This is a genomic window from Kitasatospora sp. NPDC097643, assembly GCF_040302625.1.
Taxonomy (GTDB): Bacteria; Actinomycetota; Actinomycetes; order Streptomycetales; family Streptomycetaceae; genus Kitasatospora.
Window position 1 is genome coordinate 39,889 of the sequence record NZ_JBEOSA010000010.1, and the last position, 26,084, is coordinate 65,972.

Here is a 26,084-nt window from a genome sequence, read left to right on the forward strand (position 1 = left end):
AGTCCTCCACGAGGGTTGGTTGGGGGACATCGGCGGGGAGCCCGGGTCGGATCGAGCGGCCCGGGCACGTGGGGTGTCCGGGACGGAAGGGTCACGGACGGGCGCGAGTGTAGGCGCGCGAGTGGTCCGGCCTCAATGGCCCGGTCGAAATCGGATCGACATCGGCTCCGCGTCCGTTCCGCGTTTGTTCCGCGTCCGGTCCGCACGGGCGCGGCGACCCGCACACGAACTCATGGCCGCCGATGCCGCCCGGCGGTGCCCGGGAAGGGGGGAGGATCCGCTCCCCCGATCGGGGGAGGCCCGCCCTGACCTGCCCCGGCAATACTGAGGACCATGATCACCGGACTCCGGCCGCTGCTGCGCGGCTCCACCTACACGGGTGCGCTGTTCGCCTGGTGCGGCGCACTGGCCAGCCTCCCCCTGCTGCCCTTCGCCGCACTGCCGACGCTGGGGCTGCGGGCCGCTCCGTACGGCGTCAACGCTGTGCTCTCCCTGCTGTTCGGGGCGGTGCTGATCGGCCTGGTCGGGCTGGCCCGCGGCACCCGGCGGGTGCTGATCGCCGCCGCCCGCCGCCTGTTGAAGGTGTCCCTGCCGACCCCGGCGGGCGCGACCCCGGCCGTCGACCGCTGGCGGACCCCGGCCTTCCTGGTGCTGCACGTGGCGCTGGGGTGGACGGGCGGGCTGGCGAGCGGCGTGCTGCTGCTCATCGGCCTGACCCTGCCCGGTGGTTGGTTCGACGCCGAGGCGCGGGTGGGCCTCTTCGGCCGGTCGGTGCAGGTGGCGGGCGTCTGGAGCTGGATCCTGGCGCCGCTCTGCCTGCTGCTGGCGGCGGCGGTGTGCGTGGCGGTGACGCGCGCCCTGCGGTGGCTGGCCCCCCGGCTGCTGGGGCCGTCCGCCGCCGAACTGCTCGCGCTGGCGAGCGAGCGGGAGCGGCAGCTGGCCGAACGCAACCGGCTGGCCCACGAGTTGCACGACTCGATCGGGCACACCCTGACGGCGGCCACCATCCAGGCGGCCGTGGCCGGCGAGGTGCTGACCGACGACCCGGCGGCGGCGCGGGCCGCCATGCGCAGCATCGAGGAGTCGGCCCGGGCCGCACTGGAGGACCTGGACTACGTGCTCGGCGTGCTGCGCGAGGAGCAGGCGGGCACGGCACCCACCCGCACCCTCGCCGACCTGCCCGAACTGCTGGACCGGCTGCGGCACGCGGGCGCCGTGGTCGAGCCGGAGCTGTCCGGGGACGTCGCGCAGGTGCAGGGGACGCTCTCCCGGGCGGCGTACCGGATCCTCCAGGAGGGGCTGACGAACGCGCTGCGGCACGGCGCGGGCGGCCCGATCGCCGTCCGGGTCGCGGTCGCGCCGGACGGGCTGGAACTCGGCGTGGTCAACCGGATCGGGGCCGCGCGGGCGGGCACGGTCCCCGCGTTCCCCACCTCCGGCCACGGGCTGCCCGGGCTGGCCGAACGCGTCCGGCTGCTGCACGGCGAACTGGAGGCCGGCCCGGACGGTCCGCAGCACTGGCGGCTGGCCGTCCGGCTGCCGGTACGGTTGTCGGCATGACGCTCCCGGTCGCGGTTTCCGTCCTGGTCGCGGACGACGACGAGGTGACCCGCAGCGGGCTCTGCACCCTGCTCGCGCTCCAGCCGGGCATCGCGGTGGCCGGGCAGGCCGGCGACGGCGTCGAGGCGATCGAGCAGGCCCGGCGGCTGCGGCCGGACGTGGTCCTGATGGACGTCCGGATGCCCCGGTGCAACGGGATCGAGGCCACCCGGCAGCTGCTGGCCGAGCCGACGTCCGACGAGCCGCCGAAGATCGTGGTGATCACCACCTTCGAGAACGACGACTACGTCACCGCCGCGCTCGGCGCCGGGGCCAGCGGGTTCGTGCTCAAACGCCTGCCGGTCCGGCAGATCGCGGAGGCGGTCCGGGTGGTGGCGGCGGGGGAGGCGATCCTCTTCCCGGCGGCCCTGCGCCGGATGGTCACCGCCCGCCCGCTCGGCTCCGCCCAGGCCCTGCCGCAGGCGGCACTGACCGGTCGGGAGGAGGAGGTGCTGCGGCTGATGGCCACCGGCCTGTCCAACCCGGAGATCGCCGACGCGCTCACGGTGAGCCTGGAGACGGTGAAGACGCACGTCGGCAACGTGCTCACCAAGCTCGGCGCGCAGAACCGCACCCACGCCGTAGTGATCGCCTACGAGTCCGGCCTGGTGGTCCCGGGCTTCACGGCCTGACCGGGGCCGAGGGCCGGCAAAGACGCGATCCTCCCCGATGCTCTCCGCGCTCGCACGATTGCGCGAGAAGTCGACCGAGTCTACTTCTCGCGCAACTGACTGACGTTGAGCCGCAGGGCTCAGGAGCAGGAACCGCTGCAGCCGTTGCATGCTCCGCGTTGCAGGAGGTTGAGCTTGTAGCCGTCGAGGCTGGGCGCGAAGAGGGAGCCGTTGTCCTCGTGGTTCTGGGCGAAGCAGCCGCCCTCGTAGTCGTCGGCGATGCCGGCCGTCCGGCAGGCCGCTTGGACCCGGCGGGCGCTGACGAGTTCGACCCGGTTCAGGAGGTGGGTCAACCCGAACCTGACGTCACCGAGTTTGGCCAGCAGCTTCTTGTTGTCGAGTGCCAGTACCTTCGCGCACGGGGACACCTCGCCGTCGACGGTCACCGTCATGCTGTTCCGGCCGGCCTGGCAGCCGAAGTAGCCGGGGGCGGTCTCCTCGATCTGGTCGAGCTCGGAGATCCGCAGTTGGCCCGAGGTCTTCTCCCTCTTGTACCAGGCGTAGACCTTGCCGAACTCGGCGGCGTAGACCTGCATGTCCTCGTCGGACCACGCGACTCCGGTCGCGTAGCTGATGAGGAACTGGTTCACGCCCAGGGCGTGCAGGCCCACGACGTTGTCGAAGAGCATCGACGCGGTGTCCGGCATGACCGTCATCTTGACGCCGATCCACGGCTGTGTTCGCTTCAGCAGCTTGATGGCGTCGACGACCTGCGCGAACGTGCCGTTTCCGCGCTTGTCCCGCCGGTGCCGGTCGTGGGTCTCGGCCAGGCCGTCGACGCTCAGCAGGACCTTGATGTCGTGTTGGGCGAAGTACTCCGCCATCGGTGCGTTGATCCGGACGCCGTTGGACGTCATATGGAAATTGACGGTCTTGCCGGACTGTTCGGCCTTCTGCTCGGCGTATTCCGTCGCGAACCGGATGGCCGGCAGGTTGAGGGTCGGCTCTCCGCCGAAATGCGTGATCGTGACCTCCGGCTCGTCCCTCGCGTAGTCGAAGAGCAGGTCGATCCCGGCCCGCGCCGTGTCGAGGGACATTCGGCGCGGGCCCAGCATCTCGGCCTCGAAGCAGTAGGCGCAACCCAGGTTGCACCCCTCGGTGAGGATGAGTTCCAGCTTGGACACGGGCGGGAACATCGCCGCGTTGGCCTCTGCGACGACCCGGTAGATCAGCCCCCGCGACGCGTCCGGCGTCAGCGCAAGTCTGGTCATCACCTCCGCCGAGAGGGCGTCCATGTCCGGGCTCTCCACCAGGAGACTCTGCTGGATGGTGGTGGCCAGACCGTTCTCCGGTGCGGGGGCGACTGCGCTGGCGTCGATTGACATCGTGACCTCCTTCGGCTGGTGCTCAGCCGGCGAACTGGATCGTGCAGTTGAAGTCCCCGGAACAGGAGACGATTCCCGTGCAGCTGTACGTCCCGCAGGTGAACGAGGTCGACGTGCAGGCGTAGCCGAGGCCGCCGTCCTTTTCGGGGATCTTCATGGCCTCCATGGCCAGGATCTTGGGAAGGTTCGCTTGAATGATGTCGACGACCTGGCGGCTGACCTCATCCGTCAGCCCCTGCATGTCCTTTCCGTCGGGCGAATTGACCTTGCTCCTGATGTCGTCGACGAAATTCTTCTCGCCCATGTCACTCTCCAGGCGTTCGGCGCGCGCCGGCCCGGCTGCGGTCGCGTGCGGGAAGGAATTCTGAAGGAGGGCCCGGAAGGCTCGAAGCCTTGTTCCGCGTGCTTCGGGCGGCTTGGCCCAGTGCCGAGGCATCTGCTGGTCGGGAGCCTAGCCACCCGTGGGTGGTCCTGCACTTCGTGCACTCACGGATTGGCCCGACGGGTGGGCGGCCTGACGAAGGTTGCGTGAGAAGTCGGCTGGGCCGACTTCTCACGCGGGGGTAGTCGAGGTGGCCGGGGTGTGCGGGCCGGATAACGGAACGGTTGCGGAGCGCATCCTCCTCGCGCGCAGGGGTTGACGGCGCGGGGAGGGTGGGCGTTTGCTGTGACCCGCTCGTTCGAGCCTGTTTGGTTCTGGTCTGTTTTGTGGGTTTGAACGTTCAAATCGGCGAGCAGCCTCATGGGCAGCCCCAACCCGACCCCCCTTCACCCTCCTCGTCCTCGCCACCCCTCAGAGAGGAATGCAATGTCACACCTTTCTCGTCGTGATCTGCTCCGCGCCTCCGGAGCCGGCCTGCTGGCCCTCGCCGCCGGCGGCACGCTCGCGGCCTGCGGCGACTCCGGCTCGGGGGGCTCCTCCGGCGGCGGGGACGCCGAGACCGGCACCGTCACCGTCTGGTCCTGGGCCACCGCCGCGGCGGCCCTGCGCGGCGTCGTCCCGGCGTTCGAGAAGGACAACCCGGGTATCAAGGTCGACGTCCAGGACATCGGCAACCCCGCCATCTGGGACAAGATCACCGTCGGCCTGGCGGCCGGCGGTCAGGGCCTCGGCGACGTGCTGCACATCGGCTGCGACTACCTGCCCGGGTACCTGGAGAAGTTCCCCGGCGGCCTCGCCAACCTGTCCGAGCTCGGCGCCGACGCGCACAAGGACAAGTTCGCCAAGGGCCTGTGGCCGGTCGTCACCGGCAAGGACGGCCACGCCTACGCGCTGCCCTGGGAGGCCAACCCGCTCGGCTTCTTCTACCGCAAGGACTACTTCGACAAGGCCGGCCTCGACCCCGCCGCCCTCGCCACCTGGGACGACCTGATCGCCGCCGCGGACCGGTTCAAGGCCGCCAACCCCGGCATCTCCCTCATCGGCATCAGCAAGTCCGCCAACCCCGACCCCGACCTGGACTTCCTGCAGTCCCTGCTCCAGCTCCAGGGCGCGTTCTACTTCGACCTCGGCGGCAAGATCACCCTCGGCTCGGCCGAGTCGGTCCGCGCCATGACCATCGTCAAGCGGCTGGACCAGGCCGGGCTGATCGCCGACGCCTCCGGCGACCACGGCTGGGCGAACCTGATGAAGGCCGGCAAGCTCGCCGTCGCCCCGGTGCCCGCCTGGGGCGCGCACTACCTGGAGACCAAGTTCGCCGACCAGAGCGGCAACTGGCGCATCGCCAAGCCCCCGGCGGCGGTGCCCGGTGGCAAGCGCACCGCGCTGGTCAACTCCACCCACCTGGCCGTCGCCGCCTCCAGCCCGCGCCGCCGCGCCGCCTGGAAGTTCGTCGAGTACGCGCTCACCCGGCCCGCCTCCGTGAACAGCATGTTCAACGCGGGCGGCGTCTTCCCCGCGCTCACCGAGGCCTACGGCGACCCGATGTACGCCGCGCCCAGCGCCTACTACGGCGGCCAGCCCGTCCTGAAGACCTTCACCGAACTGCTCACCGACGGCGGCGACGCCACCAACTACTCCGGCGACTACGCCCGCGCCCTCAAGCTCGCCAGCGACGCCCAGACCAAGGTCTTCCTCAAGGGCGGCGACCCGGCCGCCGTCCTCCAGGACGCCGCCAAGCAGCTCGCCCAGCAGACCGGACGCGGCCTCGCATGACCGCCGCCACGCAGCCCGCCCCCCGACCGGCCGCGGTCGCCCGGCAGCCCGCCCGGCAGCCCGCCGAACGGGCCCACCGCCGGGCCCGGTTGCGGCGCCGGGCCGTGCCGTACCTGCTGCTGGCCCCCGCCCTGATCACCTTCGGCGTGTTCAAGGCGTACCCGGTCGTCGACTCCCTGCTGCTCTCCTTCACCACCGGCGCCGGCCAGGCCACCCGCGACGCCGGCCTCGCCAACTACCGTCGCCTGCTGGACGATCCGCTGTTCTGGACGGCCCTGCGCAACACCGCGCAGATCCTCGTCGTACAGGTCCCGCTGATGCTCGGCCTGGCCCTGCTGATGGCCGTCGGCATCAACTCGGCCCTGGTGCGCTGGCGGGCGGTGTGGCGGCTCGGCGTCTTCATGCCCGCCGTCACCGGCCTGGTCGCCACCGGCGTGATGTTCGCCTTCCTGCTCAAGACCGACGACGGCGCCGTCAACTGGGCGCTGGACGCCGTCGGCCTGCCCACCGAGAACTGGCTGGGCGAGCCGTTCTGGGCCCGGATGGCCGTCGTCCTGGTGCTCACCTGGCACTACACCGGGTACAACGCGGTCATCTACCTGGCCGGCCTCCAGGGCATCCCCAAGGAGCTGTACGAGGCCGCGATGGTCGACGGCGCCGGTCCGGTCCGCCGCTTCACCGCGGTCACCGTCCCCGCGCTGCGCCCGGTGCTGCTCTTCACGGTCGTGCTCTCCACCATCGGCACGCTCCAACTCTTCGACGAGCCGTACGTGTTGACCGGCGGCGGGCCCGACAACGCGACCCTCACCGTCTCCATGTACCTGTACCAGAACGGCTTCCGGTACTTCGACTTCGGCTACGCCTCCGCCATCGCCTACGCGCTCACCCTGCTGGTGTCGGTGCTCGGCGCCGTCCAGATGCGCCTGATGGGAGAGCGCGAGAAGTGAACATCAAAAAGCTGCGCGGCTGGCCGCTGACCTTCTTCCTCGCGGGCATCACCGGCCTGTCCATCGGGCCGTTCTACTGGCTGGTCGTCGCGACCACCCACAAGGACGAGGAGATCTTCGACTGGCCGCCCAAGCTGCTGCCCGGCGGCAACCTCGGCCACAACCTGGAACACCTGCAACACCGGATCGGCGTGCTCCGGGTGCTCGGCAACTCCCTGCTGGTGGCCGGGGTCCAGACGGCCGGCGCGCTGGTGATCGCGCTGTTGGCCGGCTACGCCTTCGCCAAGTTCCGCTTCCGCGGCCGCACGCTGCTCTTCGCGCTGCTGCTCTCCACCCTCGTGGTGCCCGAACAGGTCATGCTGGTACCGCTGTTCAAGATGATGATGAGCTTCGGCCTGCTGGACACCTACCAGGCGCTGATCCTGCCCGGCCTCTGCGTCCCGTTCGCGATCTTCCTGATGCGCCAGTCGCTCACCAGTCTGCCGGACGAACTCCTGGACGCCGCAAGGGTCGACGGCGCCGGCGAGTTCCGGGTGCTGTGGAGCGTGGTCGTCCCGGTCATGCGACCGGTGCTCGCGGCGCTGTCGATCTTCCTCTTCCTGGGCTCCTGGAACCAGTTCGTCTGGCCCCTGGTCGCGCTGCGCACCCGTGAGATGCACACCCTGCCGGTGGCCCTCGCCACCCTGCACGGCACCCAGGCCACCACCGACTACGGCGCGATCCTCTCCGGCACCGCGCTGTCCACCCTGCCGATGATGGTCCTCTTCCTGGTCCTCCAGCGGCAGTTCATCTCCGGCCTGCTGGCCGGCGCCACGAAAGGATGAGCATGACCGACATCTGGGAGCCGCACGCGCCCGCCGCGGCCGGGGGGCTGCGCCCGCTGTACGCCGAGGGGCTGGACCTGCGGGTCAGCGGCGCGGGGACGGCCCGCGCGGTGGCCGACGGGGTCGTCGAGGTGACGGCGGAAGGACAGGGCGACGTCCGGATCGAGTGGCGGGTGCCCTGCGTCGACGTCACCGCCTTCTGGACGCCGGAGCCGCGCGGCACCGGGTGGCTGCCCGCCGCCTGGACCGCCCCGCGCCGCGTCGGCCTCGCCAACGGCGCGCCGATCGCCGCGCTGGTCGGCACCGGTGACGTCGCCGTCTGCGCCTTCGCCGCCGAGCGCCCGGACGTCCTGGCGGCCGCCGGAGTGGTGGAGGAGACCGGCGAGTTCCGGTTCTGGGCGCAGGCCGCCGGCCGGCTCACCGTCCGGATCGACACCTCGCGCCGGCACTTCGGCCGCTGCCTGGCCGACCTCGCCGCCTGGTGGGGGACCGGCCGGACCGTCGACATCCCCGACGCCGCCCGCCGTCCGGCCTACTCCACCTGGTACGCGATGCACCAGGACATCACGCCGAAGGGCGTCGAGACCCAGGCCGCGCTCGGCAAGGAGCTCGGCCTGGACGTGATCATCGTCGACGACGGCTGGATGACCGCCGACCGCACCCGCGGCTACGCGCACTGCGGCGACTGGGAGCCGGTCTCGCTGCCCGACACCGCCGCCCACGTGCGGCGGGTCCACGACCTGGGCGTCCAGTACCTGCTCTGGTACGCGCTGCCGTTCATCGGCAAGGACAGCGCCGCGTTCGAACGGATCGGCCGCTACGCGCTCGCCGACGCCGCCCAGCTGGGGGCCGTCGTCGCCGACCCGCGCTACCCCGAGGTCCGCGCGTTCCTCACCGACCGGCTCGCCCGCGCCGTCGAGGAGTGGGGCATGGACGGGCTCAAGGTCGACTTCGTCGACTGGTTCGCCCGGGCCGAGCCGCCGGAGGCCGGCCCCGAGGCGGACTGCACCAGCGTCGACGAGGGCGTCGAGCGGCTGCTCGACGGGATCCGTCGCCGGATCACCGCCGCCCACCCGGGCGCGATGATCGAGCACCGCCAGCCGTACGTCAGCCCGGGCCTGTGGCCGTACGTCACCATGATCCGGGCCGTCGACTGCCCGCTCGGCCCGCAGGAGAACCGGCAGCGCACCGTCGACGTGCGGCTCGCCGCCGGGCCCGTCCCGGTCCACTCCGACATGCTGATGTGGCACCCGGCCGAGCCGCCGGAGCAGATCGCCTGCCACCTGATCAACGTGCTGTTCTCGGTCCCGCAGATCTCCGTCGACCTGGCCGCGCAGGGCCCCGACCAGCGCGAGGCGATCGCCTTCTGGTTGGGCGTCTTCCGCGAGCACCTGGACACGCTCCAGCTCGGCGAACTGCGCCCGGCCCGGCCCGACCTCGGCTACCCGATGGTGACCGCCCTCGGCGGGGCCACCGTCGCGGTGGCCCGGTACGCGGCGCTGCCGGTGGACGTCTCCGGCCCGCAGTGGCGCACCCTGCTGGTGGCGAACGCCGACGCCGACCCGGACGTCCGGCTGACGGGCGGCACGGGCGCCGCGGAGGCCACCGTGCGGGACGCCCGAGGGCGTATCGTCCGGCAGGGCGAGGTCGAGCTCGACCGGGACGGCGTGATCCCCGTGCCGCGTGGCGGGCTGCTGACCCTGCGCCGCGCCTGATCCGCACCGGGGACGACCTGAACCGGTACGGCGGACCGGGATGCACCGCACCCCGGATGCGCCGCACCGGGACGACCACGCTGGGAGAGTCCGCATGACCGAGGGAACACCCCGACCGCGCCGCGGTGCCACCACCATCGAGGAGGTGGCCCGGGCGGCCGGGGTGTCCCGGCAGACGGTCTCCAACGCGCTCAACGCCCCCCAACGGGTCCGCCCGGACACCCTGGCCCGGGTGACCGCCGCGATCCGCGAACTCGGCTACCAGCCGGACCAGTCGGCCCGTTCGCTGCGCAGCGGCGCCCGGCGCACGATCGGCTACCTCGTCCCGGTGGACGACCCCTTCGACCCCAACCCGCTGATGGCCGGCTTCCTGGAGGCGCTGGTCGACGCGGCGGGCGCGGAGGGCCAGCGGGTGCTGCTGTTCCGCCCCGCCCCGGGCGGCGCCGACGCCGGCCCGGCCATCGACGAACTGGTGGCCGCCCGGCAGGTCGACGGCCTGGTCCTCGCGGACGTGCTGCGCGAGGACCCGCGGATCGGGCAGGTCGGCCGGGCCGGTGTCCCGTTCGTCACCTTCGGACGGACCGGGCCCGGCGAGCCGCAGCACTGGGTGGACATTGCCAACGACGCGGCGACGGCCGCGGTGGTGCGGCACCTCGCGGCGCTCGGCCACCGGCGGATCGGGTACCTCGGCGCGGGCGAGGAGCTGCCGTGGATGGCGGCCCGGCGGGCGGGCTTCCTCGCCGAGGCCGGGCGGCTGGGCCTGTCCGCGGTGACCGCCCCCGTGAACGCCCGGGTGACCGCCCCGGTGACCGCCGCGGGGCCTGCCGCGGGGCCCGAGGTGGCGGCCGTCCGGGCGCTGCTGCGCGGGCCCGACCGGCCGACCGCCTTCGTGGCGGGCAGCGACCTGCTGGCGCTGGACGTCTACGAGGCGGTGCGGGCCGAGGGGTTGACGGTGGGGCCGGGCGGGGCCGAGGCGGGGGAGGTGGCGGTCACCGGCTTCCACGACACGCCGCTCTGCCGCCACCTGCACCCGCCGCTGACCTCGGTCCGGCTGCCGCTGCGGGCGATCGCGGCGGGCCTGGTCGGGCGGCTGCTGGCCCAGGTGCGCGGGGAGGCGCCGCCTGCGGCCGGGCTGGAGCTGCCCACCGAGCTGGTGGTGCGGGCCAGTTCGGGGTGAACCGACGGGTGCACCGACGGGCGGCTCACGACGTGGGTCGCGGCGAGGCTCACGACGCCCCGGCGGGTGCGACCACCAGCTCGCCGACCAGCCGGGCCGCCGCCGCCCGCTGCTCGGCCGGCAGTGCGTCGTCGGTGACCAGCACGTCCAGCTGGTCCAGCGTCGCGAAGGAGGCCAGCCCGACCGCGTTCCACTTGGTGTGGTCGGCGACCACCACCACCCGGCGGGCGGAGCGCAGGAAGCTCCGGTTGGTCTCCGCCTCGGCCAGGTTGGGGGTGGTCAGCCCGGCCTCGACGGAGAGGCCGTGGCAGCCCAGCACCAGCACGTTCACGTGCAGCGAGCGGATCGCCTGGTCGGCCACCGGCCCGACCAGCGCGTCCGAGGGCGTGCGGACGCCGCCGGTGCGGATCACCGTCGCGGTGGCGGGCGTGCCGTCCTCGTCGGGCTGCTCCAGCAGCTCGGCGATCCGCAGCGAGTTGGTGACCACGGTCAGACCCTCGACGGCACGCAGGTACCGGGCGACGGCGAAGGTGGTCGTCCCGGCGGCCAGGCCGACCGCCGAGCCGGGCGGCACCAGCGCGGCGGCGGCCCGGGCGATCGCGTCCTTCGCGGGCAGCTCCCAGGTGGCCTTGGTCTCGAAACCGGGCTCACCGCTGGCCGCGGCCTCGATCCGGACGGCCCCGCCGTGCACCTTCTGCACCAGCCCGCGCCGGGCCAGCGCGTCCAGGTCGCGGCGGATCGTCATGTCGGAGACCCCGAGGTCGCGGACCAGTTCGGTGACCCGGACCCCGCCGCGCGCGCGGACCTGCTCCAGGATCAGCACGCGGCGCTGCCCGGCGAGCGGTTGGGCGCTGTCGGCCATCGGGGGCCTCCTCGGGTCTGGTCGGTGTGGTCGGGCCGACCACGGTCACCGCCATCATGGCATCTGTTCAATCATGTTTGATAATGTTTATTCATGTCGCTGTGTGGAAGCAGCGCGCATCCCTGCGGAAGGAAGACAGGCCGATGGCCGGGACCGTGACCGAGCCCACCGCCAGAACCGTGACCACCCTCGCGGACGGGCGGGAGCTGATCTACTACGACAGCGGCGAGGCCGTCCCCCGGGACGCCGTCGACCGGCGCCCGCTCGACCCGCCCGCGTACGGCTCCCAGGTGCGGCTCGACCCGGCCACCGGCGCCTGGGTGACCATCGCCGCCCACCGCCAGGCCCGCACCTACCAGCCGCCCGCCCAGGAGTGCCCGCTCTGCCCGTCCCGGGACGGCCGGCTCAGCGAGATCCCGGCCGCCGACTACCAGGTCGCGGTGTTCGAGAACCGCTTCCCCTCCCTCGCCGGGCCGGCGGGCCAGGCCGAGACCGCGGGCGACGGCCCGTGGACCGCGGCGCCCGGCGGCGGGCGGTGCGAGGTGGTCTGCTTCACCGCCGACCACGACGCCTCCTTCGCCGACCTCGACGAACCCCGCGCCCGCCTGGTGCTGGACGCCTGGACCGACCGCACCGCCGAACTGTCCGCACTGCCCGGCGTCCGCCAGGTCTACTGCTTCGAGAACCGCGGCGCCGAGATCGGCGTCACCCTCGCCCACCCGCACGGCCAGATCTACGCCCTGCCCTTCACCACCCCGCGCACCGCCGCCATGGTCCGCCAGGCCGCCCGGCACCGCGCCGCCGCCGGCCGCAACCTCTTCGACGACCTGCTCGCCGCCGAGCGCGCCCACCCGGAACGCGTCGTGGCCGTCGGCGAGCACTGGACCGCCTTCGTCCCCTTCGCCGCCCGCTGGCCGTACGAGGTCCACCTCTACCCGCACCGCCGCGTCCCCGACCTCACCGCCCTCGACGAAGGCCAGCGCGAGGAGTTCCCCCGGCTCTACCTCGACCTGCTGCGCCGCTTCGACCGCCTCTTCCCGGCCGGCCGCACCCCCTACATCTCCGCCTGGCACCAGGCGCCCGTCGACCAGCGCGGCGAACTCGCCCTCCACCTGGAGCTGTTCACCATCCGGCGGACCGCCGACAAGCTCAAGTACCTGGCCGGGGTGGAATCCGGCATGGACGCCTTCGTCAACGACGTGTCGCCCGAGCAGGCGGCCCACCGACTCCGGGAGATCGCCCCGTGACCACCCCCGCCGGCACCCCCGCCGAGACCTCGGTCGCCACCTCCGCCGACACCTTCACGGCCCTGTACGGCCACGCCCCCGACGGCACCTGGGCCGCCCCGGGCCGGGTCAACCTGATCGGCGAACACACCGACTACAACCAGGGGTTCGTCCTGCCCATCGCCCTCCCGCAGGCCGTCCGGATCCAGGCCCGACGGCGCGACGACGACCTGCTGCGGCTCCACTCCGCGCAGGGCGACGGAGTGGTCGTCGAGCTGCGGGTCGCCGAGCTGGCGCCCGGCACGGTGAGCGGCTGGGCCGGCTACCCGGCCGCCGTGATCTGGGCGCTGCGCGACGCCGGACACCCGGTCGGTGGCGCGGACGTCCACCTGGACAGCGAGGTGCCGGTCGGTGCCGGGCTCTCCTCCTCCGCCGCCCTCGAATGCGCCGTCGCCCTCGCCTACAACGACCTGTACGGGCTGGGCCTTTCGGCGCCCGAGCTGGCCCTGCTCGCCCAGCGCGCGGAGAACCGGTTCGTCGGCGTCCCCTGCGGGATCATGGACCAGATGGCCTCGATGTGCTGCCGGAGCGGAGCCGCCCTGCACCTGGACGCCCGCGATCTGACGATTCGTCAGGTGCCCGTGGACCTGGCCGGGGCCGGACTCGCGCTGCTGGTCCTCGACACCCGGGTCAAGCACGAGCTGGCGGACGGCACCTACGCCGGCCTGCGAGCCGACTGCGAACGGGCGGCCGCTCTGCTCGGCCTGCCCGCCCTGCGCGACCTCGACCCGGCCGGGCTGCCCGCCGCCCTCGGCCAACTCCCCGGCGAGCTGCGGCCGTTGGTCCGCCACGTGGTCACCGAGAACCAGCGGGTCGAGGCGGCCGTCGCCCGCCTCGACGCCGGTGAGCTCGCCGCCCTCGGCCCGATCCTCACCGCCGGACACGCCTCCCTGCGCGACGACTTCCGCGTCTCCTGCCCCGAGACCGACCTCGCCGTCGAGGCCGCCGTCGCGGCCGGCGCGTACGGCGCCCGGATGACCGGCGGCGGCTTCGGCGGCTCCGTCATCGCCCTCGTCGACGCGGACGCCGCCGACACCGTGGCCGCCGCCGTCACCGCCGCCTTCCGCACCGCCGGCTACGCGACCCCGCGCACCCTCACCGCCGTCCCGGCGGCGGGCGCCCACCGGATCGGCCAGCCCTAGGCTCGGTGCGCGGCCGGGCGCTCCGGAGCGGCCTCCGTGAGCGCCCGGGCGACGGCCTCCGCCCCGGCCCGCAGCCCGTACACCGGGGTGCCGGGCTGCTGGCGCCAGGACTCGTCGATCCCGCCGGCGTCCACCGTGTCGAAGCCCAGCTCGTCGATCAGCGCCCGCACCACGCGCTTGGCGGCCTCGTCGTCCCCCGCGACCGGCACGGCGATCCGCTCCGGGTCGCCCTGCGGGCGCGGGCGGGCGAGCAGGTCCTCGGCGTAGGTGCCGTTGAACGCCTTCACCACCGGATGGCCCAGGTGCTGCTCCGTCCAGCGGCTCTCGGTGACCCCGCCGTCCTCGATCGCGTCGATCCGGCCGTCGCGCTCCTTCGGGTAGTAGTTGCCGGTGTCGATCACCGCCACACCCTCGGCGGCGCCCGCCAGCAGCCCGGCGGGCAGGTCCGGCACGTTCTTCAGCGGCACGGTGACCACCACCACCTGCGCCCCGCGCGCGGCCTCCGCCGCCGGCACGGCCGTCGCACCGGTCTCCGCCACCAGCGCGGCGAGCGACTGCGGGCCACGCGAGTTCGCCACCGCGACCTCGTGCCCGAGCGCCGTCAGCCGCCGGGTCAGGTTGCCGCCGATGTTGCCCGCGCCGATGATGCCGATCTTCATGGGGACACCCCTTCTCGCCAGTCTCACAAGCCCGTTGCCGTCCAGGCCCAACCATGCGGTGATCGTGCGAATTCCCGGGGCCCGTCCTCGACGCCCGGCCTGAGGGGGGTCTACCGGCGCTTGCCCTTCCTACCGGAGCCCTGCTGCCGTTTCACCGAGGTGGGCACCCGGCCGCTCGCGAGGGCCAGCACGACCGTCCTGAGCTCGACGGTGTCCGGATGCCTGCTCCCGAGGACACGGTCGTACTCGGCCAGCGCCTGGCGCAGCAGCCGGATCGTGTCGGCCCGACGTCCCGCCCGTTGGCAGCACCGGGCGAGGTTGACCCGGGTGAGGAGGGTGTTGGGGTGGTCGGCGCCCAGGACGCGTTCGCGGTCGGCGAGGACCGATTCGAGCAGGGTCACGGCGCGGTCGTGGTGCCCGGCCATGCTGTACGAGGCCGCGAGGTTGTTGCGGGTGGTGAGGGTGTCCGGGTGGTCGGTGCCGAGGACGCGTTCGCGGCCGGCGAGGGCGAGTTCGAGCAGGGTGACGGCATCGTCGGTGCGGTTCGCGTCCTGGTAGGAGACCGCGAGGTTGTGGCGGGCGGCCAGGGTCAGGGGATGGTCGGTGCCCAGGACGCGATGGGTGTCGTCCCGGGTCTGTTCCAGCAGCGCGATGGCGGCATGGGTGCGCCCGGCCATGCTGTAGGAGGTCGCGAGGTTGTTGCGGGCCGTGAGGGTGTTGGGGTGGTCGGTGCCGAGGATGTGGTCGCGGGCGGCGAGGACCTGTTCCAGCAGGGTGATGGCGTTGTTGTTGCGTCCGGCGTCCTGGTAGGAGGTGGCGAGGTTGTTGCGGGTGCTGAGGGTGTCGGGGTGGTCGGTGCCGAGGATGCGTTCGCGGCTGGCGAGGACCTGTTCCAGCAGGGTGATGGCCTCGCCGGTGCGCCCGGCGTCGTGGTAGGAGACGGCGAGGTTGTGGCGGGTGTTGAGGGTGTCGGGGTGGTCGGTCCCGAAGAGGCGCTCGCGGTCGGCGAGGACGCCTTCCTTGAGCGTGATGGCCTCGTTGTTGCGCCCGGCGTCCTGGTAGGAGGCCGCGAGGTTGTTGCGGGTGGTGAGGGTGTCGGGGTGGTCGGAGCCGAGGATGCGCTCGCGGTCGGCGAGGACGCTCTCCTCGATGGCGATGGCCTCACCGGTCTGGCCGGCCTGCCAGTAGGAGAAGGCGAGGTTGACCCGGGCCGTGAGCGCGTCCTCGTGTTCGGGCCCCAGGATGCGCTGGGTCGTGGCGGCGACCCGGTCCCAGTGCTGGATGCCGATGACGTGGAGGCCCGCGTCATGGAGGCTGCTGCCCGCGCGGAACGGCAGCGGGTGCGGCCCGTCGGACGGCTCCCACAACCGGTCGCCGGCGTGCTCGCCCAGGATCTCTGCGTTGGCACGCAGGACGGCGGCGAGCTCACGGTCGGTGTGGTCCTCCTCCGGCCACAGCTCGACCAGGCCGTCGGCGGCCGCCAGATACGGCCGCTCCTCCTCCGCCGCCGTGTCCAGCGCCGCCCGGGCGGTGAGCGCGTGCAGGGTCACCTCCCGGTTCGGCGCCTCGCCGAGGGTGATCAGGTTGTAGTTGTGCAGCACCGCGAGCGCCTCCGCCGCGCTCTCCGCGTCCACCTCCTCGCCCAGGTGGTCCAGGACCGGCTGCATCTCCCACAGCGCCTCCGGGTGCCCCGCCGGATCCAGCAGCGCCGCCAGCCGCAGCGCGGGCAGCGCGAGCCCGACCGGCTCCTCCTTCTGCGCCGCGTCGACCGACAGCAGCAGCGCCGCCGCCACCGGCCCCCGGTAGCCGTCGGCGCCGGACCGCGCGGGCAGCACCGCGTCGAGGCTCCGGCTGCGGTCCCGGAACAGCTCCAGGTAACGCCCGCTGCTGCGCCGGGTGTTGATCATGTAGGCGGCCGCGTGCGCCAGCGCCAGCGGCAGGTGCCCCAGCTCCTCCGCGAGCTCCCCGGCCCGCTCGTCGAGGAACCGCCCGCACCCCGCCCGCTCCATCCGCTCGCGCAGATACGCGGCCGACTCCCCGGGCGAGTACGTACTGATGTCCACCAGTGCCCGGTCGCTCCCCGTGCTCGCCGCGCCCCGGTGCCGGGTCGTGGCGATGACCCGCCCGCAGCCGTCCCGCCCGGTCGCGGGCCACAGGCCGTCCGGCGTGTCCTCGGTGGTGTTGTCCAGGACGATCAGCCAGCTGCGGCCCGTCGTGGCGAGCCACCCCAGGAACCGTTCCGCGTCCCGTTCGGCGTCCTCCGCCCGACCGGTGACCCCCGGGGCCCGGACCGCGAGTGCCGCCCGCGCGTAGACGTCCGTCACCGTCGCCGGCTCCGCCGCGTCGACCCAGAGCACCAACTCCGCGCCCGCGTCGAGGGCTTCACGCGCGTAGTGGGCGGCGAGCTGGGTCTTGCCGACGCCCCCGCCGCCGGCCAGCACCTGGCTGAGCACGACCGTCCCGTGCTGCTCACGGGCCTCGTCGATGGCCTGCCGCAGCTCGCTGCGCGGCTGGAACGCACTGGCCTTCGCCGGAATCCGTCCGACCACCACCGGCCACTGCACCTCCGCGACGGCGACGGCGGGTGCGGCGTACTGATTGACGGTCATCAGTCCGGCCTGGAAGGCGTCGCGATGCACCGTGCTGTTGTCGATCCCGTTCCTGGCGCTGTCGTGCACCTGCTCGCCCCCACCAACCCGACCGGCGTGTTGAATGGCTCCCATTATGGAAGGAAACGCACTCGGCGACCTCATCGACGGACTCGTCCCCGCCTTCGCCGCCGCTCCCCGCCCCACCCGCATCGATGCCTGCCCCTGCGGCAACTGCGGCTGGCAGGACACCGTCGAGACGCTGCTCCGCACGCCCCTCACCCGCCTCGGCCCGGACGAGCTCGGCCGCTACGCCTTCTCCGTGCTGAACACCGTCGGCTCGGCCGAGGACCTGCGCTACTTCGCCCCGAGGATCCTGCACCTCTCCCTGACCGACGAACTCCTGCTCCCCGACCTGGAGTTGATCGCCGACGCGCTCGCCCGGGCGCGCTGGCGGAGCTGGCCCGAAGCGCCCTACCTGCACAAGCTGTTCGACGCCCTCTGGGCTGACGTCCTGCACAACACCACCGAGTGGTGGGACGCCGAGGCGGTCCTCTGCGCCCTCGGCGCCGCCGAACTCCGCATCGACGGCCACCTGGCCGCCTGGGCCCGCCTCGACACCCCGCCCGCCGTCGAGCGCCTCCACGACCTCGTCCGCACGCGGCTGCACCTGTCGCGCGACGGCCTGCTGCGCCCGCAGAACGCCTACTGGCAGCAGGACGGCCCCGCCTACCGGACCCTGCTCGACTGGCTCAACGCCGACGGCCCGCACACCGCCGCAGCCGCCGTCGAGGCCGCCTTCGCCCGCGCCACCGCGACCACCGGCCCCGATCTGCTCGAACAACTGGTCGCCGTCCACGACGTCCTGACCACCCACCGCAGCTGACGGACACCGTAGGATCCCGTCACCACCCGGGGCACCCACCGAACGGCCCCGGGAGAACGGGGGAAGCGATGACCGCCCTGCGGACCTTCGAAGCGCGCGCGGGCTGGCCGGCGCTGCGCGAGCGGCTGGCGACGCGGCTGTCGGAATCGGAGCTCCAACTGCTGGACGAGGCAGTGGAGTTCGCCGTCCGCTGGCACGGCGAGCAGCGCCGGCCGGCCGGGGAGCCGTACCTGGAGCACCTGTTGGAGGCGGTGCTGGTCCTGGTGGAGGGCGTCGGGGTGACCGACGTGGACGTGCTGCGGGCGGCGGTGCTGCACGACGTGGTGGAGGACACCGGCTGTTCGCTGTCCGAGGTGGGGGGCCGGTTCGGCCCCGCCGTCGCGGAGTTGGTGGACTGGGTGACCAAGGCCGAGCCCGTCGAGGGGCAGTCCCGCGAGCAGGTGCGGGCGGCGTACCTGGAGCGGCTGCGGCAGGCGCCCGAGGACGCGCTGCTGGTGAAACTCGCCGACCGGCTGAGCAACGTGCAGCGCCTGGACACCCACCCGCGCCCGGAGAAGCGCCGCTCGTACTACCGGGAGACGCTGCGCTCGGTCGTGCCGCTGGCCCAGGGGCATCCGTGGTTCCGGCAGTGGTACGCCACCTGGGCCGAGTCCTTCGCGTTCCTGGAGGACGCCTCCTAGAAGTTCCCGGAAGCTGTCAGGAGCTACTGGAAGGTGAACGTGGCGACCACCGGCGAGTGGTCGGAGGGCTTGTTGTGCGGCGCGGTCGGCCGGGACTCCAGCACGTTGGGCAGGCTGTTGCCGACGGTGGTGACCTTCTGGAACTTCGCCAGCAGCGAGTTGCTGATCATGATGTGGTCGATCAGCTCGTGCTGTCCCTCGAAGACCCGGGAGAACCCGCCCTGCTCCAGGATCTTCGGGGCCAGGTTCCACAGCCGCTCGGCGTCGCCCTGGTCGGGGCGGTCGAAGCCGGCGGTGCCCATCTGGGAGCCGGGCGGGCCGTACAGGATCTGGGTGGTGGCGGCCTGCCACTCGTCGTTGAAGTCGCCGAGGACGATGACGTCGTGGGTCCGGCCGTCGCCCTGGAGCAGGTCGTCGGCCAGGGCGCGCATGGTGACGGCCTCGGCCGTGCGGCGGAAGAGCGCGTAGGCCTCGTAGCGGGCGCGCAGGCGTTCGTCGTCGGTGGTGTGCTGCTTGTTCGGGAAGGTCAGCAGCTTGGACTTGAGGTGGCAGACGGCCACCTGGAGGCTCTGGCCGGCGGCCGGTTCCACCCGGACGGCCAGACCGCCGCGGCCCATCTCGCCGGTCGGGCTGCCCGGGATGCCGTCGTCCTCGACCTGGACGGGGTGGAGGCCGGGCGGGAAGTCCTTGGTCTGCCGGACGTCGAGCAGCGGGAAACGGCTGATGACGCCGACCCGGATGCCGCGGGGGTCCGGGTGGTCGGAGAGGGCGGTGTGCCAGGTGCCGGGCAGCTTGGCCACCAGGTCGTCCAGCGCCTCCTGGCTGCCGACCTCCTGCACGCCGAGCAGGTCGGGCCCGATGTCGGCGATGACGCCCGCCAGGGCGAGCACCTTGGCGTCGTAGGTCGCCTGGTCCTTGGCGGCGCACTTGAGCGGGTCGGGCGGGGTGCCGGGCGGCAGCGGCCGGCAGAAGTTCTCCAGGTTCCAGGTGCCGATGATCGCGTCCACGGTGTTTGCTCCTGTCGTCCTTGGCCAGGTCGGCAGCCAGTCTCCCGGCGGGCCGGGGGTGTCGCCACCGGCGGCGCGGCCGGTTCCCGGTGCTCGGGCGGGCCGGTGGGCGCCCCCTAGCCTGCTGCCATGGCGATTCACGGTTTCGGGGCCACCGAGTTCCAGCTCGTGCTGCTGCGCCGGATGGCCGACTTCAATCCGGTGCTGGTGGAGCAGGCCGTGCGGCGCCTGGGCGCCACCCGCGCCGCGATGCGGGAGGCGAACAAGCGCTGGCAGGCGATGCTCCGTTCGCGCGGGTTCCCGTCGGGCGCCCGCCGCTTCGCCGCCGTGCTGGGTCCGCCGGAGGCGGCGGTGGGCCGCCGGATCGGCGACCTGGTCTGTACGGCGCAGCAGTGGCCGCTGGCGCTCTGGCCGGAGCTGCGGTTCGAGGTGCTGCTGGGCCCGGCGGGGACGGGTGGCCCGGTGCTGAACGAGTGGCTGGTCCGGGCGGCGGACGCGCCCGCGCCGGTGCTGCGTACGCTCGCCGACCTGACGCCGTGGAGCTGCGTGGTGGGCGACCTGGGCGCCGCGTTCCCGCCGGCCGTGCCGCGCGAGGGCAGCGCGCCGACCCGTTTCCAGCTGGACTTCACCGCTCCGGACGCCGCCGGCCGGCCGTGTCCGTCCACCGCCGACTTCACCTGGGGGCTGCTCCAGGAGGTGCGGCCACGGGTGGGGTGATGCCCGGGGCCGATGTCCGACTGTGCCGTCTACCAGCAGAGATGCAAGGTCAGATGCGCCATTGACCTTAGATTTGCAGGACGTGGACCGAATCTGGCAATATAATCGCAGACATCAAACGGCTTGAACGTGAGAAAGCGAAGGATCATGTCGGACGGCGCGCGCGTCATCGTCGGAGTCAGCGGCTCGTTGCACAGCCTCACCGCCCTGCACCGGGCGGCGGACGAGGCCCGTGCCCGGGACGCCGTGCTGGTCCCGGTGCTGGCCTGGACGCCGGTCGGCGGCGAGCGCAACTACCGTGCGCAGCCGTGCCCGCCGCTGCTCCGCGAGTGGCAGCAGGCCGCCGACCGGCGGCTGGAGCGCGCGCTGGACGAGGCCTTCGGCGGCCTGCCGGTCGGCGTGCGGGTGGAGCCGCTGGTCGTGCGCGGCGAGGCCGGGTCGGTGCTGACCCGGCTGGCCGACCGGCCGGACGACCTGCTGGTGGTCAGCACCGGCCGGCAGGGCACCGTCCGCGGCACCCTGCGCCGGCTGCTGCGCGGCTCGGTGACCCAGTACTGCCTCACCCGCGCCCGCAGCACCGTGCTCGTGGTGCCGCCGTCCACCCTGCACGCCGACCTGCGCGCGCTGCACCGCGGCGTCGACCTGCGCGAGCTCGCCACCCTCGCCGCCGCCTGACGCCCGCCACCCGCCGCCCGGCACCCTCGTAGGCCCCGCCGCCGCACCCTGGCGGCCGCCGGACCGCTGCCGTACCGTCCATCCCCATGACCCTCGATCAGGCGCGCGTCAACGGGATCTTCCTGCCCGCCACCTACGCCGACGGCGTGCCGTACGAGCTCTTCCGCGAGCTGAGGGCCGAAGCGCCGGTCTGCTGGGTGGAGGAGCCGGCGGTGGGGGACTGGCCGGCCGGGACCGGCTACTGGGCGGTGCTGCGGCACGCCGACGTGAAGCACGTGCTGCGCAGCCCGGAGGACTTCTCCTCGCACCTCGGCGCCACCCAGATCCGCGACCCCGACAGCCCGGCCGACCTGGACTTCGCCCGGACGATGATGCTCAACCAGGACCCGCCCGACCACTCCCGGCTGCGCCGGACCGTCGCGGCCGCCTTCACCCCGCGGGTGCTGCACGAGCTGACCACGGCCATCGAGCGGCGCGCGGCCGAACTCGTCGCGGCGATCCGCCCGTTGGGCGAGGCCGACTTCGTACCGATCGCCGCCGACCTGCCCGTGTGGACGCTGGCGCGGATCCTGGGAGTGCCGGAGCAGGACCGGCAGCTCCTGGTCGACTGGTCGAACCGCGTGATCGGCTACCAGGACCCCGACCACGCCCAGTCCCGTACGGTCGACCCCGCTCGGCTCACCGACGCGGGCCGTGCGGCACTCGCCCTGCGCCCCACGATCCGCACCACCCCCGACGGCCGTCCGCTCAACCCGCGCTCCCGGGCGGCCCTGGCCGACATGTTCGGGTACGCCCACGCGCTCGCCGAACAGCCGCCGCCGGGCAGCATCGTCGCCCGCCTGCGGGAAGCCGGCCTGAGTGCCGCCGAGTTCGAGACGATGTTCTTCCTGTTCGCCGTCGCGGGCAACGAGACGCTGCGCAACGGTCTGCCCGGTGGTCTGTACTCCCTGCTGATCCACCCCGATCAGTACGGTCGGCTGTCCCGACGGCCCGATCTGGTCCCTCCGGCGGTCGAGGAGATGCTCCGGTTCTGGCCGCCGGTGCTGGAGTTCCGGCGCACGGCCACCCGGGACGTGGTGCTGGCCGGTACCCCGATCCGCGGTGGGGACAAGGTGGTCGTCTACCACGCCTCCGCCAACCGGGACGAGTCGGTGTTCCCCGACGCGGACCGCTTCGACATCTCCCGCACGCCGAACGACCACGTCAGCTTCGGGTTCGGCCCGCACTTCTGCGTGGGAGCGCGGCTCGCCAGGATCCAGATGTCGGCCCTGATCCGTCGGATCGTCGCCGAGCTGCCCGGGCTGGAGCTCGCTCCGGGCGGGCCGCCGACGCGGCTCGTCTCCAACTTCCAGAACGGGTTGAAGGACCTGAGGATCCGCTGGCGGTGATCGACCGCCGCACCCGGGCCGGCTCGCGCTACTCCGGGACGAGTACGGCGACCCCCGTGACGCGGTCCGCGGCGAGGTCCGCGAGCGCCTCGTCCGCCCGTCGCAGGGGGTAGCGGGTCACGTGGACGGCCGGGCGGGTCCGGGTCGCCTCCGCGAGGTAGGCCCGGCCGTCCGCGCGGGTGTTGGCGGTGACGCTGCGCAGGGTGCGTTCCTGGAAGAGGTGCCGTTGGTAGTCCAGCGTCGGGATGTCGGAGAGGTGGATGCCGGCGACGGCGAGCGTGCCGCCGCGGTCCAGGGCGCTCAGGGCGGTCGGTACCAGTTCGCCGACCGGGGCGAAGAGGATGGCGGCGTCCAGCGGTTCCGGGGGCGGGTCGTACGAGTCGCCGGCGAAGGCGGCGCCGAGCTCCAGCGCCAGTCGCCGGGCCGCGGGGGCCCGGGTGAAGACGGCCACCCGGGCGCCGCGGGCGATGGCGAGCTGCGCGGTCAGGTGGGCGGAGGCGCCGAAGCCGTAGATGCCCAGCAGGCCGCCTCCGGGTAGTTCGGCTCGTTCGAGGGCCCGGTAGCCGATGATTCCGGCGCACAGCAGCGGGGCGAGTTCCTCGGCGGGCGGGCCCTCGGGGAGGGGGTAGGCGAAGCGGGCGTCAGCGGTCAGGTGCCCGGCGTAGCCGCCGTGCCGGTCCCAGCCGGTGTAGCGCGAGTCGGGGCAGAGGTTCTCCCGTCCGCTGCGGCAGTAGCCGCAGGTGCCGCAGGTCCGGGCGAGCCAGGCGACCCCGGCCCGGTCCCCGACGGTGAACTCCCCGACCGCGGAACCGATCGCCCGCACCCGCCCGACCACCTCGTGGCCCGGTGTGCACCTGACCGTCCTGGGGGCGAGGTCCCCCTCCGCGAGGTGCAGGTCGGTGCGGCACACCCCGCACGCCTCCACCTCCACCAGGATCTCGTGCGGCCCGGGCGCGTCCAGTGGCCGCCGCTCCCACACCAGGGGCCCGCCGAGTGTGCCCTCCACCGGGCCCGGGTGGGCCACCACCCAGGCCCCGGTCTCCGCTGGGCCTGCTCCGGTCGCGTTCATCGCCGGCTCCCGTCCGTGCTTCCCCGGTCCGTGGGGGTGGCCATGGCGGCCTCTCCTTTCCTCACCCCGAGGCGCGGTCTCCTGGCCGGCTCCGGAGCGGTCGTTGGTGGCCCGGTCGTCGCGGCCCGCGCGCAGGAGGCGCGGTCAGCCCTCCTGTTCGGCCGTGGCCACCGCACGTTTGACGGTGGCGAAGCTGTCCGGGGTGACGGAGATGGAGTCGATCCCGGCCCGCACCAGGAAGTGGGTGAAGTCCGGGTCGTTGCTGGGGCGCTGGCCGCAGAGGCCGACGTGGCGGCCGGCCGCGTGGGCGGTGGCGATCAGGGACTCGATGCTGCGGGTGACGGCCGGGTCGCGTTCGTCGAAGAGGTGGGCGAGCAGACCGGAGTCGCGGTCGACGCCGAGGGTCAGCTGGGTGAGGTCGTTGCTGCCGATGGAGAAGCCGTCGAAGCGTTCGGCGAACTCCTCGGCGAGCAGGACGTTGGCGGGGATCTCCGCCATGACGAACACCCGCAGGCCGCTGGCGCCCCTGGCGAGCCCGTTGTCGGCCATCACGGCCAGCACCTGGTCGGCCTCCCGCGGGGTGCGGCAGAACGGGATCATCACCACGACGTTGGTCAGCCCGAGCTCGTCGCGGGCCCGGCGCAGCGCCCGGCACTCCAGGGCGAAGCCCTCGCGGTAACCGGGGTCGTAGTAGCGGCTCGCGCCGCGCCAGCCGATCATCGGGTTGGCCTCGGCCGGTTCGAAGGGCGCGCCGCCGACCAGCCGGGCGTACTCGTTGGTCTTGAAGTCGCTGGTGCGCACCACCACCGGATCGGGCCAGCGGGAGGCGGCGATCCGGGCCACGCCGTGGGCGAGCCGGTCCACGAAGTAGTCGGTCCGGTCCGGGTAGCCGTAGGTCAGCTCGTCGACCAGCCGGCGGTCCTCGGCCGACAGCCGCTCGGGGTGGACCAGCGCCATCGGGTGGACGCGGACCTGGTGGGCGACCACGAACTCGGTACGCGCCAGGCCCACACCGTCCGCCGGCAGGCGCCACCAGCGGAACGCCGCGCCGGGGTCGGCCAGGTTGAGCATCACCTTGGTCCGGGTGGCCGGAAGCGAGTCGAGGTCGGTCTCGGTCGCCTCGTACGCCACGCGGCCCGCGTAGACGTGCCCCTCCGCGCCCTCGGCGCAGGAGACCGTGACCTCCTGCCCGTCGGTCAGCACGGCGGTCGCCGAACCGGTCCCGACCAGCGCGGGCACGCCCAGTTCACGGCTGACGATGGCTGCGTGCGAGGTCCGGCCGCCGTGGTCGGTGACGATCGCGGCGGCCCGTTCCATCAGCGGCTCCCAGTCCGGGTCGGTGATCTCCGTGACTAGGACGGCGCCCTGCGGGAACCGCTCCAGCCCGACCGGCTCGGCCAGAGCGCACACGGGCCCGGCACCGATCGCTTCGCCGACCGCGATGCCGTCCACCAGCCGCTCGCCCGAGCCGGTCAGGCGGAAGCGGCGAAGCACCTCGCCCCGGCGGCGGGACTGCACCGTCTCCGGCCGGGCCTGGACGAGGAACAGCTGCCCGGTGATGCCGTCCTTGGCCCATTCCAGATCCATCGGGCAGCCGTAGTGGTCTTCGACGGCCACCGCCCACTCGGCCAGGGTGCGGATGTCGCCCTGGCCGAGCACCGGGCGGATCCGTTCGGCGGCGTCGGTGTCGACGGTGGTGGTCGAGCCGTTCTCGGCGTACACCGCCTTGCGGCGCTTCGCACCGAGCTGCACCTGGACCACGGGGTCGAGGTGGTGGTCCTTGAGCACGGGCTTGAACACCGTGTACTCGTCCGGGTCCACCCGGCCGCTGACCACCGTCTCACCCAGCCCCCACGCGGCGCTGATCACCACCACACCGGGGAAACCGGTCTCCGTGTCCAGGGTGAACGCCACGCCCGCGCCCGCGAGATCGGAACGCACCATCAGCTGAACGCCGACCGACAGTGCCAGGGAGAGGTGGTCGAAGCCCATCCGCTCCCGGTAGTCGATCGCCCGGTCGGTGAACAACGAGGCGAAGCAGCGGCGGCAGGAGACCAGCAGGGCGGCGGGCCCCCGGACGTTCAGGAAGGTCTCCTGCTGGCCCGCGAAGCTCGCCTGCGGCAGGTCCTCGGCGGTCGCGCTGCTGCGCACCGCGACGTCCGGGTCCGCGCGTCCGGACTCACGGGCGAGGTGCTCGTACGCCGCCAGGACGTCCCGTTCGAGCGCGGCGGGCAGCGGAGCGGCCAGGACGGCGGACCGGATGGCGGCGCCGACCTCGGGCAGCGGGGAGCCGTGGTGGAGCCGGTCGACCTGCTCGGCGATCCCCTCGCGCAGGCCTCCGGTGTCGAGCAGCTCCTGGTAGGCGTCCGCCGTGGTGGCGAAGCCGTCGGGCACCCGGACCCCGGTCGGGCCCAAGCCGTTGATCAGCTCGCCGAGCGAGGCGTTCTTGCCGCCGACCAGGCCGACGTCCTCCCGGCCGAGGTCGCGGAATCGGATGACACGGCGCATGACTGCCTCCAGACGCGTCGACGGGGTGGCCCGGCGGTGTTGGACGCGCCGGGGCTCCGTTCCTGCTACTGTCCGCCGACGGAGCCGGAGGGGCGAGAGGCGTTCGTTCCTCGGGCCTGGCCCGGTCGGCCGCCGCACCGGGGCCGTTCGGCCCCGCCGGCGGACCCGGAACAGTTCGACGGGGCCCGGCGCTGCGCCTCGCGG

General features: G+C 73.3%; 22 protein-coding genes. 14 read left to right on the forward strand and 8 right to left on the reverse strand.

Annotated elements, in window-relative coordinates:
* The first annotated feature begins 333 nt into the window (after positions 1-333).
* Both ABTY15_RS09560 and ABTY15_RS09565 read left to right on the forward strand, forming a co-directional pair.
* A complete protein-coding gene (locus ABTY15_RS09560) occupies positions 334-1,560 on the forward strand; it encodes a sensor histidine kinase (RefSeq protein ID WP_350578839.1) in 1,227 nt (408 codons plus the stop codon).
* Positions 1,557-2,231, forward strand: coding sequence for a response regulator transcription factor (locus tag ABTY15_RS09565; protein ID WP_350578842.1), 675 nt, complete (start codon positions 1,557-1,559; stop codon positions 2,229-2,231). Before ABTY15_RS09560 ends, ABTY15_RS09565 begins: the two co-directional genes overlap by 4 nt.
* Positions 2,232-2,350: 119 nt before the next feature.
* Here the strand turns inward: ABTY15_RS09565 and ABTY15_RS09570 are convergent, their stop codons facing one another.
* Both ABTY15_RS09570 and ABTY15_RS09575 read right to left on the reverse strand, forming a co-directional pair.
* The gene (locus ABTY15_RS09570; protein ID WP_350578845.1) at positions 2,351-3,595 is read right to left on the reverse strand and encodes a radical SAM protein; all 1,245 of its coding nucleotides are present in this window, start codon (positions 3,593-3,595) and stop codon (positions 2,351-2,353) included.
* A gap of 22 nt (positions 3,596-3,617) precedes the next feature.
* Complete coding sequence (locus tag ABTY15_RS09575) at positions 3,618-3,899, reverse strand: hypothetical protein (protein ID WP_350578854.1); 282 nt, start codon at positions 3,897-3,899, stop codon at positions 3,618-3,620.
* A 504-nt stretch (positions 3,900-4,403) separates the two neighbouring features.
* Between ABTY15_RS09575 and ABTY15_RS09580 the strand changes: the two genes are divergently transcribed.
* From ABTY15_RS09580 to ABTY15_RS09600, 5 genes are all read left to right on the forward strand, one after another.
* Positions 4,404-5,750 carry an extracellular solute-binding protein gene (locus tag ABTY15_RS09580; RefSeq protein ID WP_350578860.1) on the forward strand — a complete coding sequence of 449 codons (1,347 nt, stop codon included), beginning with the start codon at positions 4,404-4,406 and terminating at the stop codon, positions 5,748-5,750.
* Positions 5,747-6,697 (forward strand): carbohydrate ABC transporter permease, encoded by a 951-nt coding sequence (locus ABTY15_RS09585; RefSeq protein ID WP_350578863.1) that lies wholly within the window; start codon positions 5,747-5,749, stop codon positions 6,695-6,697. The genes ABTY15_RS09580 and ABTY15_RS09585 overlap by 4 nt, the downstream gene beginning before the upstream one ends.
* Positions 6,694-7,521, forward strand: a complete 828-nt coding sequence (locus ABTY15_RS09590; protein ID WP_350578866.1) for a carbohydrate ABC transporter permease — start codon at positions 6,694-6,696, stop codon at positions 7,519-7,521. The genes ABTY15_RS09585 and ABTY15_RS09590 overlap by 4 nt, the downstream gene beginning before the upstream one ends.
* Before the next feature lie 2 nt (positions 7,522-7,523).
* Positions 7,524-9,236 (forward strand): glycoside hydrolase family 36 protein, encoded by a 1,713-nt coding sequence (locus ABTY15_RS09595; RefSeq protein WP_350578870.1) that lies wholly within the window; start codon positions 7,524-7,526, stop codon positions 9,234-9,236.
* 94 nt (positions 9,237-9,330) lie between these two features.
* On the forward strand, positions 9,331-10,413 hold the full coding sequence (locus ABTY15_RS09600) for a LacI family DNA-binding transcriptional regulator (protein ID WP_350578872.1): 1,083 nt from the start codon (positions 9,331-9,333) through the stop codon (positions 10,411-10,413).
* A 49-nt stretch (positions 10,414-10,462) separates the two neighbouring features.
* On the opposite strand, the gene ABTY15_RS09605 is transcribed toward ABTY15_RS09600, so the two are convergent.
* Positions 10,463-11,275, reverse strand: a complete 813-nt coding sequence (locus ABTY15_RS09605; protein WP_350578874.1) for a DeoR/GlpR family DNA-binding transcription regulator — start codon at positions 11,273-11,275, stop codon at positions 10,463-10,465.
* Between the two features lie 143 nt (positions 11,276-11,418).
* Between ABTY15_RS09605 and galT the strand changes: the two genes are divergently transcribed.
* Both galT and galK read left to right on the forward strand, forming a co-directional pair.
* Positions 11,419-12,522, forward strand: coding sequence for a galactose-1-phosphate uridylyltransferase (gene galT, locus ABTY15_RS09610; RefSeq protein ID WP_350578878.1), 1,104 nt, complete (start codon positions 11,419-11,421; stop codon positions 12,520-12,522).
* The gene (galK, locus tag ABTY15_RS09615; RefSeq protein ID WP_350578881.1) at positions 12,519-13,703 is read left to right on the forward strand and encodes a galactokinase; all 1,185 of its coding nucleotides are present in this window, start codon (positions 12,519-12,521) and stop codon (positions 13,701-13,703) included. The genes galT and galK overlap by 4 nt, the downstream gene beginning before the upstream one ends.
* Here galK and ABTY15_RS09620 read toward each other — a convergent pair.
* Both ABTY15_RS09620 and ABTY15_RS09625 read right to left on the reverse strand, forming a co-directional pair.
* On the reverse strand, positions 13,700-14,362 hold the full coding sequence (locus ABTY15_RS09620; protein WP_350578883.1) for an NADPH-dependent F420 reductase: 663 nt from the start codon (positions 14,360-14,362) through the stop codon (positions 13,700-13,702). The genes galK and ABTY15_RS09620 overlap by 4 nt on opposite strands.
* Positions 14,363-14,472: 110 nt before the next feature.
* Positions 14,473-17,085, reverse strand: a complete 2,613-nt coding sequence (locus ABTY15_RS09625) for a tetratricopeptide repeat protein (protein WP_350578886.1) — start codon at positions 17,083-17,085, stop codon at positions 14,473-14,475.
* A gap of 1 nt (position 17,086) precedes the next feature.
* Here ABTY15_RS09625 and ABTY15_RS09630 point away from each other — a divergent pair, with 1 nt between their 5' ends.
* Together ABTY15_RS09630 and ABTY15_RS09635 are read left to right on the forward strand one after the other, a co-directional pair.
* Positions 17,087-17,836, forward strand: coding sequence for a hypothetical protein (locus ABTY15_RS09630; RefSeq protein WP_350578889.1), 750 nt, complete (start codon positions 17,087-17,089; stop codon positions 17,834-17,836).
* Between the two features lie 68 nt (positions 17,837-17,904).
* Positions 17,905-18,516 (forward strand): HD domain-containing protein, encoded by a 612-nt coding sequence (locus ABTY15_RS09635; RefSeq protein ID WP_350578891.1) that lies wholly within the window; start codon positions 17,905-17,907, stop codon positions 18,514-18,516.
* A gap of 23 nt (positions 18,517-18,539) precedes the next feature.
* On the opposite strand, the gene ABTY15_RS09640 is transcribed toward ABTY15_RS09635, so the two are convergent.
* Positions 18,540-19,523: an endonuclease/exonuclease/phosphatase family protein gene (locus ABTY15_RS09640; protein ID WP_350578894.1), complete on the reverse strand. Its 984-nt coding sequence runs from the start codon at positions 19,521-19,523 to the stop codon at positions 18,540-18,542.
* 129 nt (positions 19,524-19,652) lie between these two features.
* Here ABTY15_RS09640 and ABTY15_RS09645 point away from each other — a divergent pair, with 129 nt between their 5' ends.
* The 3 genes from ABTY15_RS09645 to ABTY15_RS09655 all read left to right on the forward strand — a co-directional run bounded on the left by ABTY15_RS09645 (position 19,653) and on the right by ABTY15_RS09655 (position 22,303).
* On the forward strand, positions 19,653-20,240 hold the full coding sequence (locus ABTY15_RS09645; RefSeq protein WP_350578897.1) for a hypothetical protein: 588 nt from the start codon (positions 19,653-19,655) through the stop codon (positions 20,238-20,240).
* Between the two features lie 147 nt (positions 20,241-20,387).
* On the forward strand, positions 20,388-20,915 hold the full coding sequence (locus ABTY15_RS09650) for a universal stress protein (protein ID WP_350578899.1): 528 nt from the start codon (positions 20,388-20,390) through the stop codon (positions 20,913-20,915).
* 86 nt (positions 20,916-21,001) lie between these two features.
* Positions 21,002-22,303, forward strand: coding sequence for a cytochrome P450 (locus tag ABTY15_RS09655; RefSeq protein ID WP_350578900.1), 1,302 nt, complete (start codon positions 21,002-21,004; stop codon positions 22,301-22,303).
* Positions 22,304-22,331: 28 nt separating this feature from the next.
* On the opposite strand, the gene ABTY15_RS09660 is transcribed toward ABTY15_RS09655, so the two are convergent.
* On the reverse strand, positions 22,332-23,372 hold the full coding sequence (locus ABTY15_RS09660; protein ID WP_350578903.1) for a zinc-dependent alcohol dehydrogenase family protein: 1,041 nt from the start codon (positions 23,370-23,372) through the stop codon (positions 22,332-22,334).
* Positions 23,373-23,516: 144 nt separating this feature from the next.
* On the reverse strand, positions 23,517-25,880 hold the full coding sequence (ppsA, locus tag ABTY15_RS09665; RefSeq protein ID WP_350578905.1) for a phosphoenolpyruvate synthase: 2,364 nt from the start codon (positions 25,878-25,880) through the stop codon (positions 23,517-23,519).
* Positions 25,881-26,084: the final 204 nt, after the last annotated feature.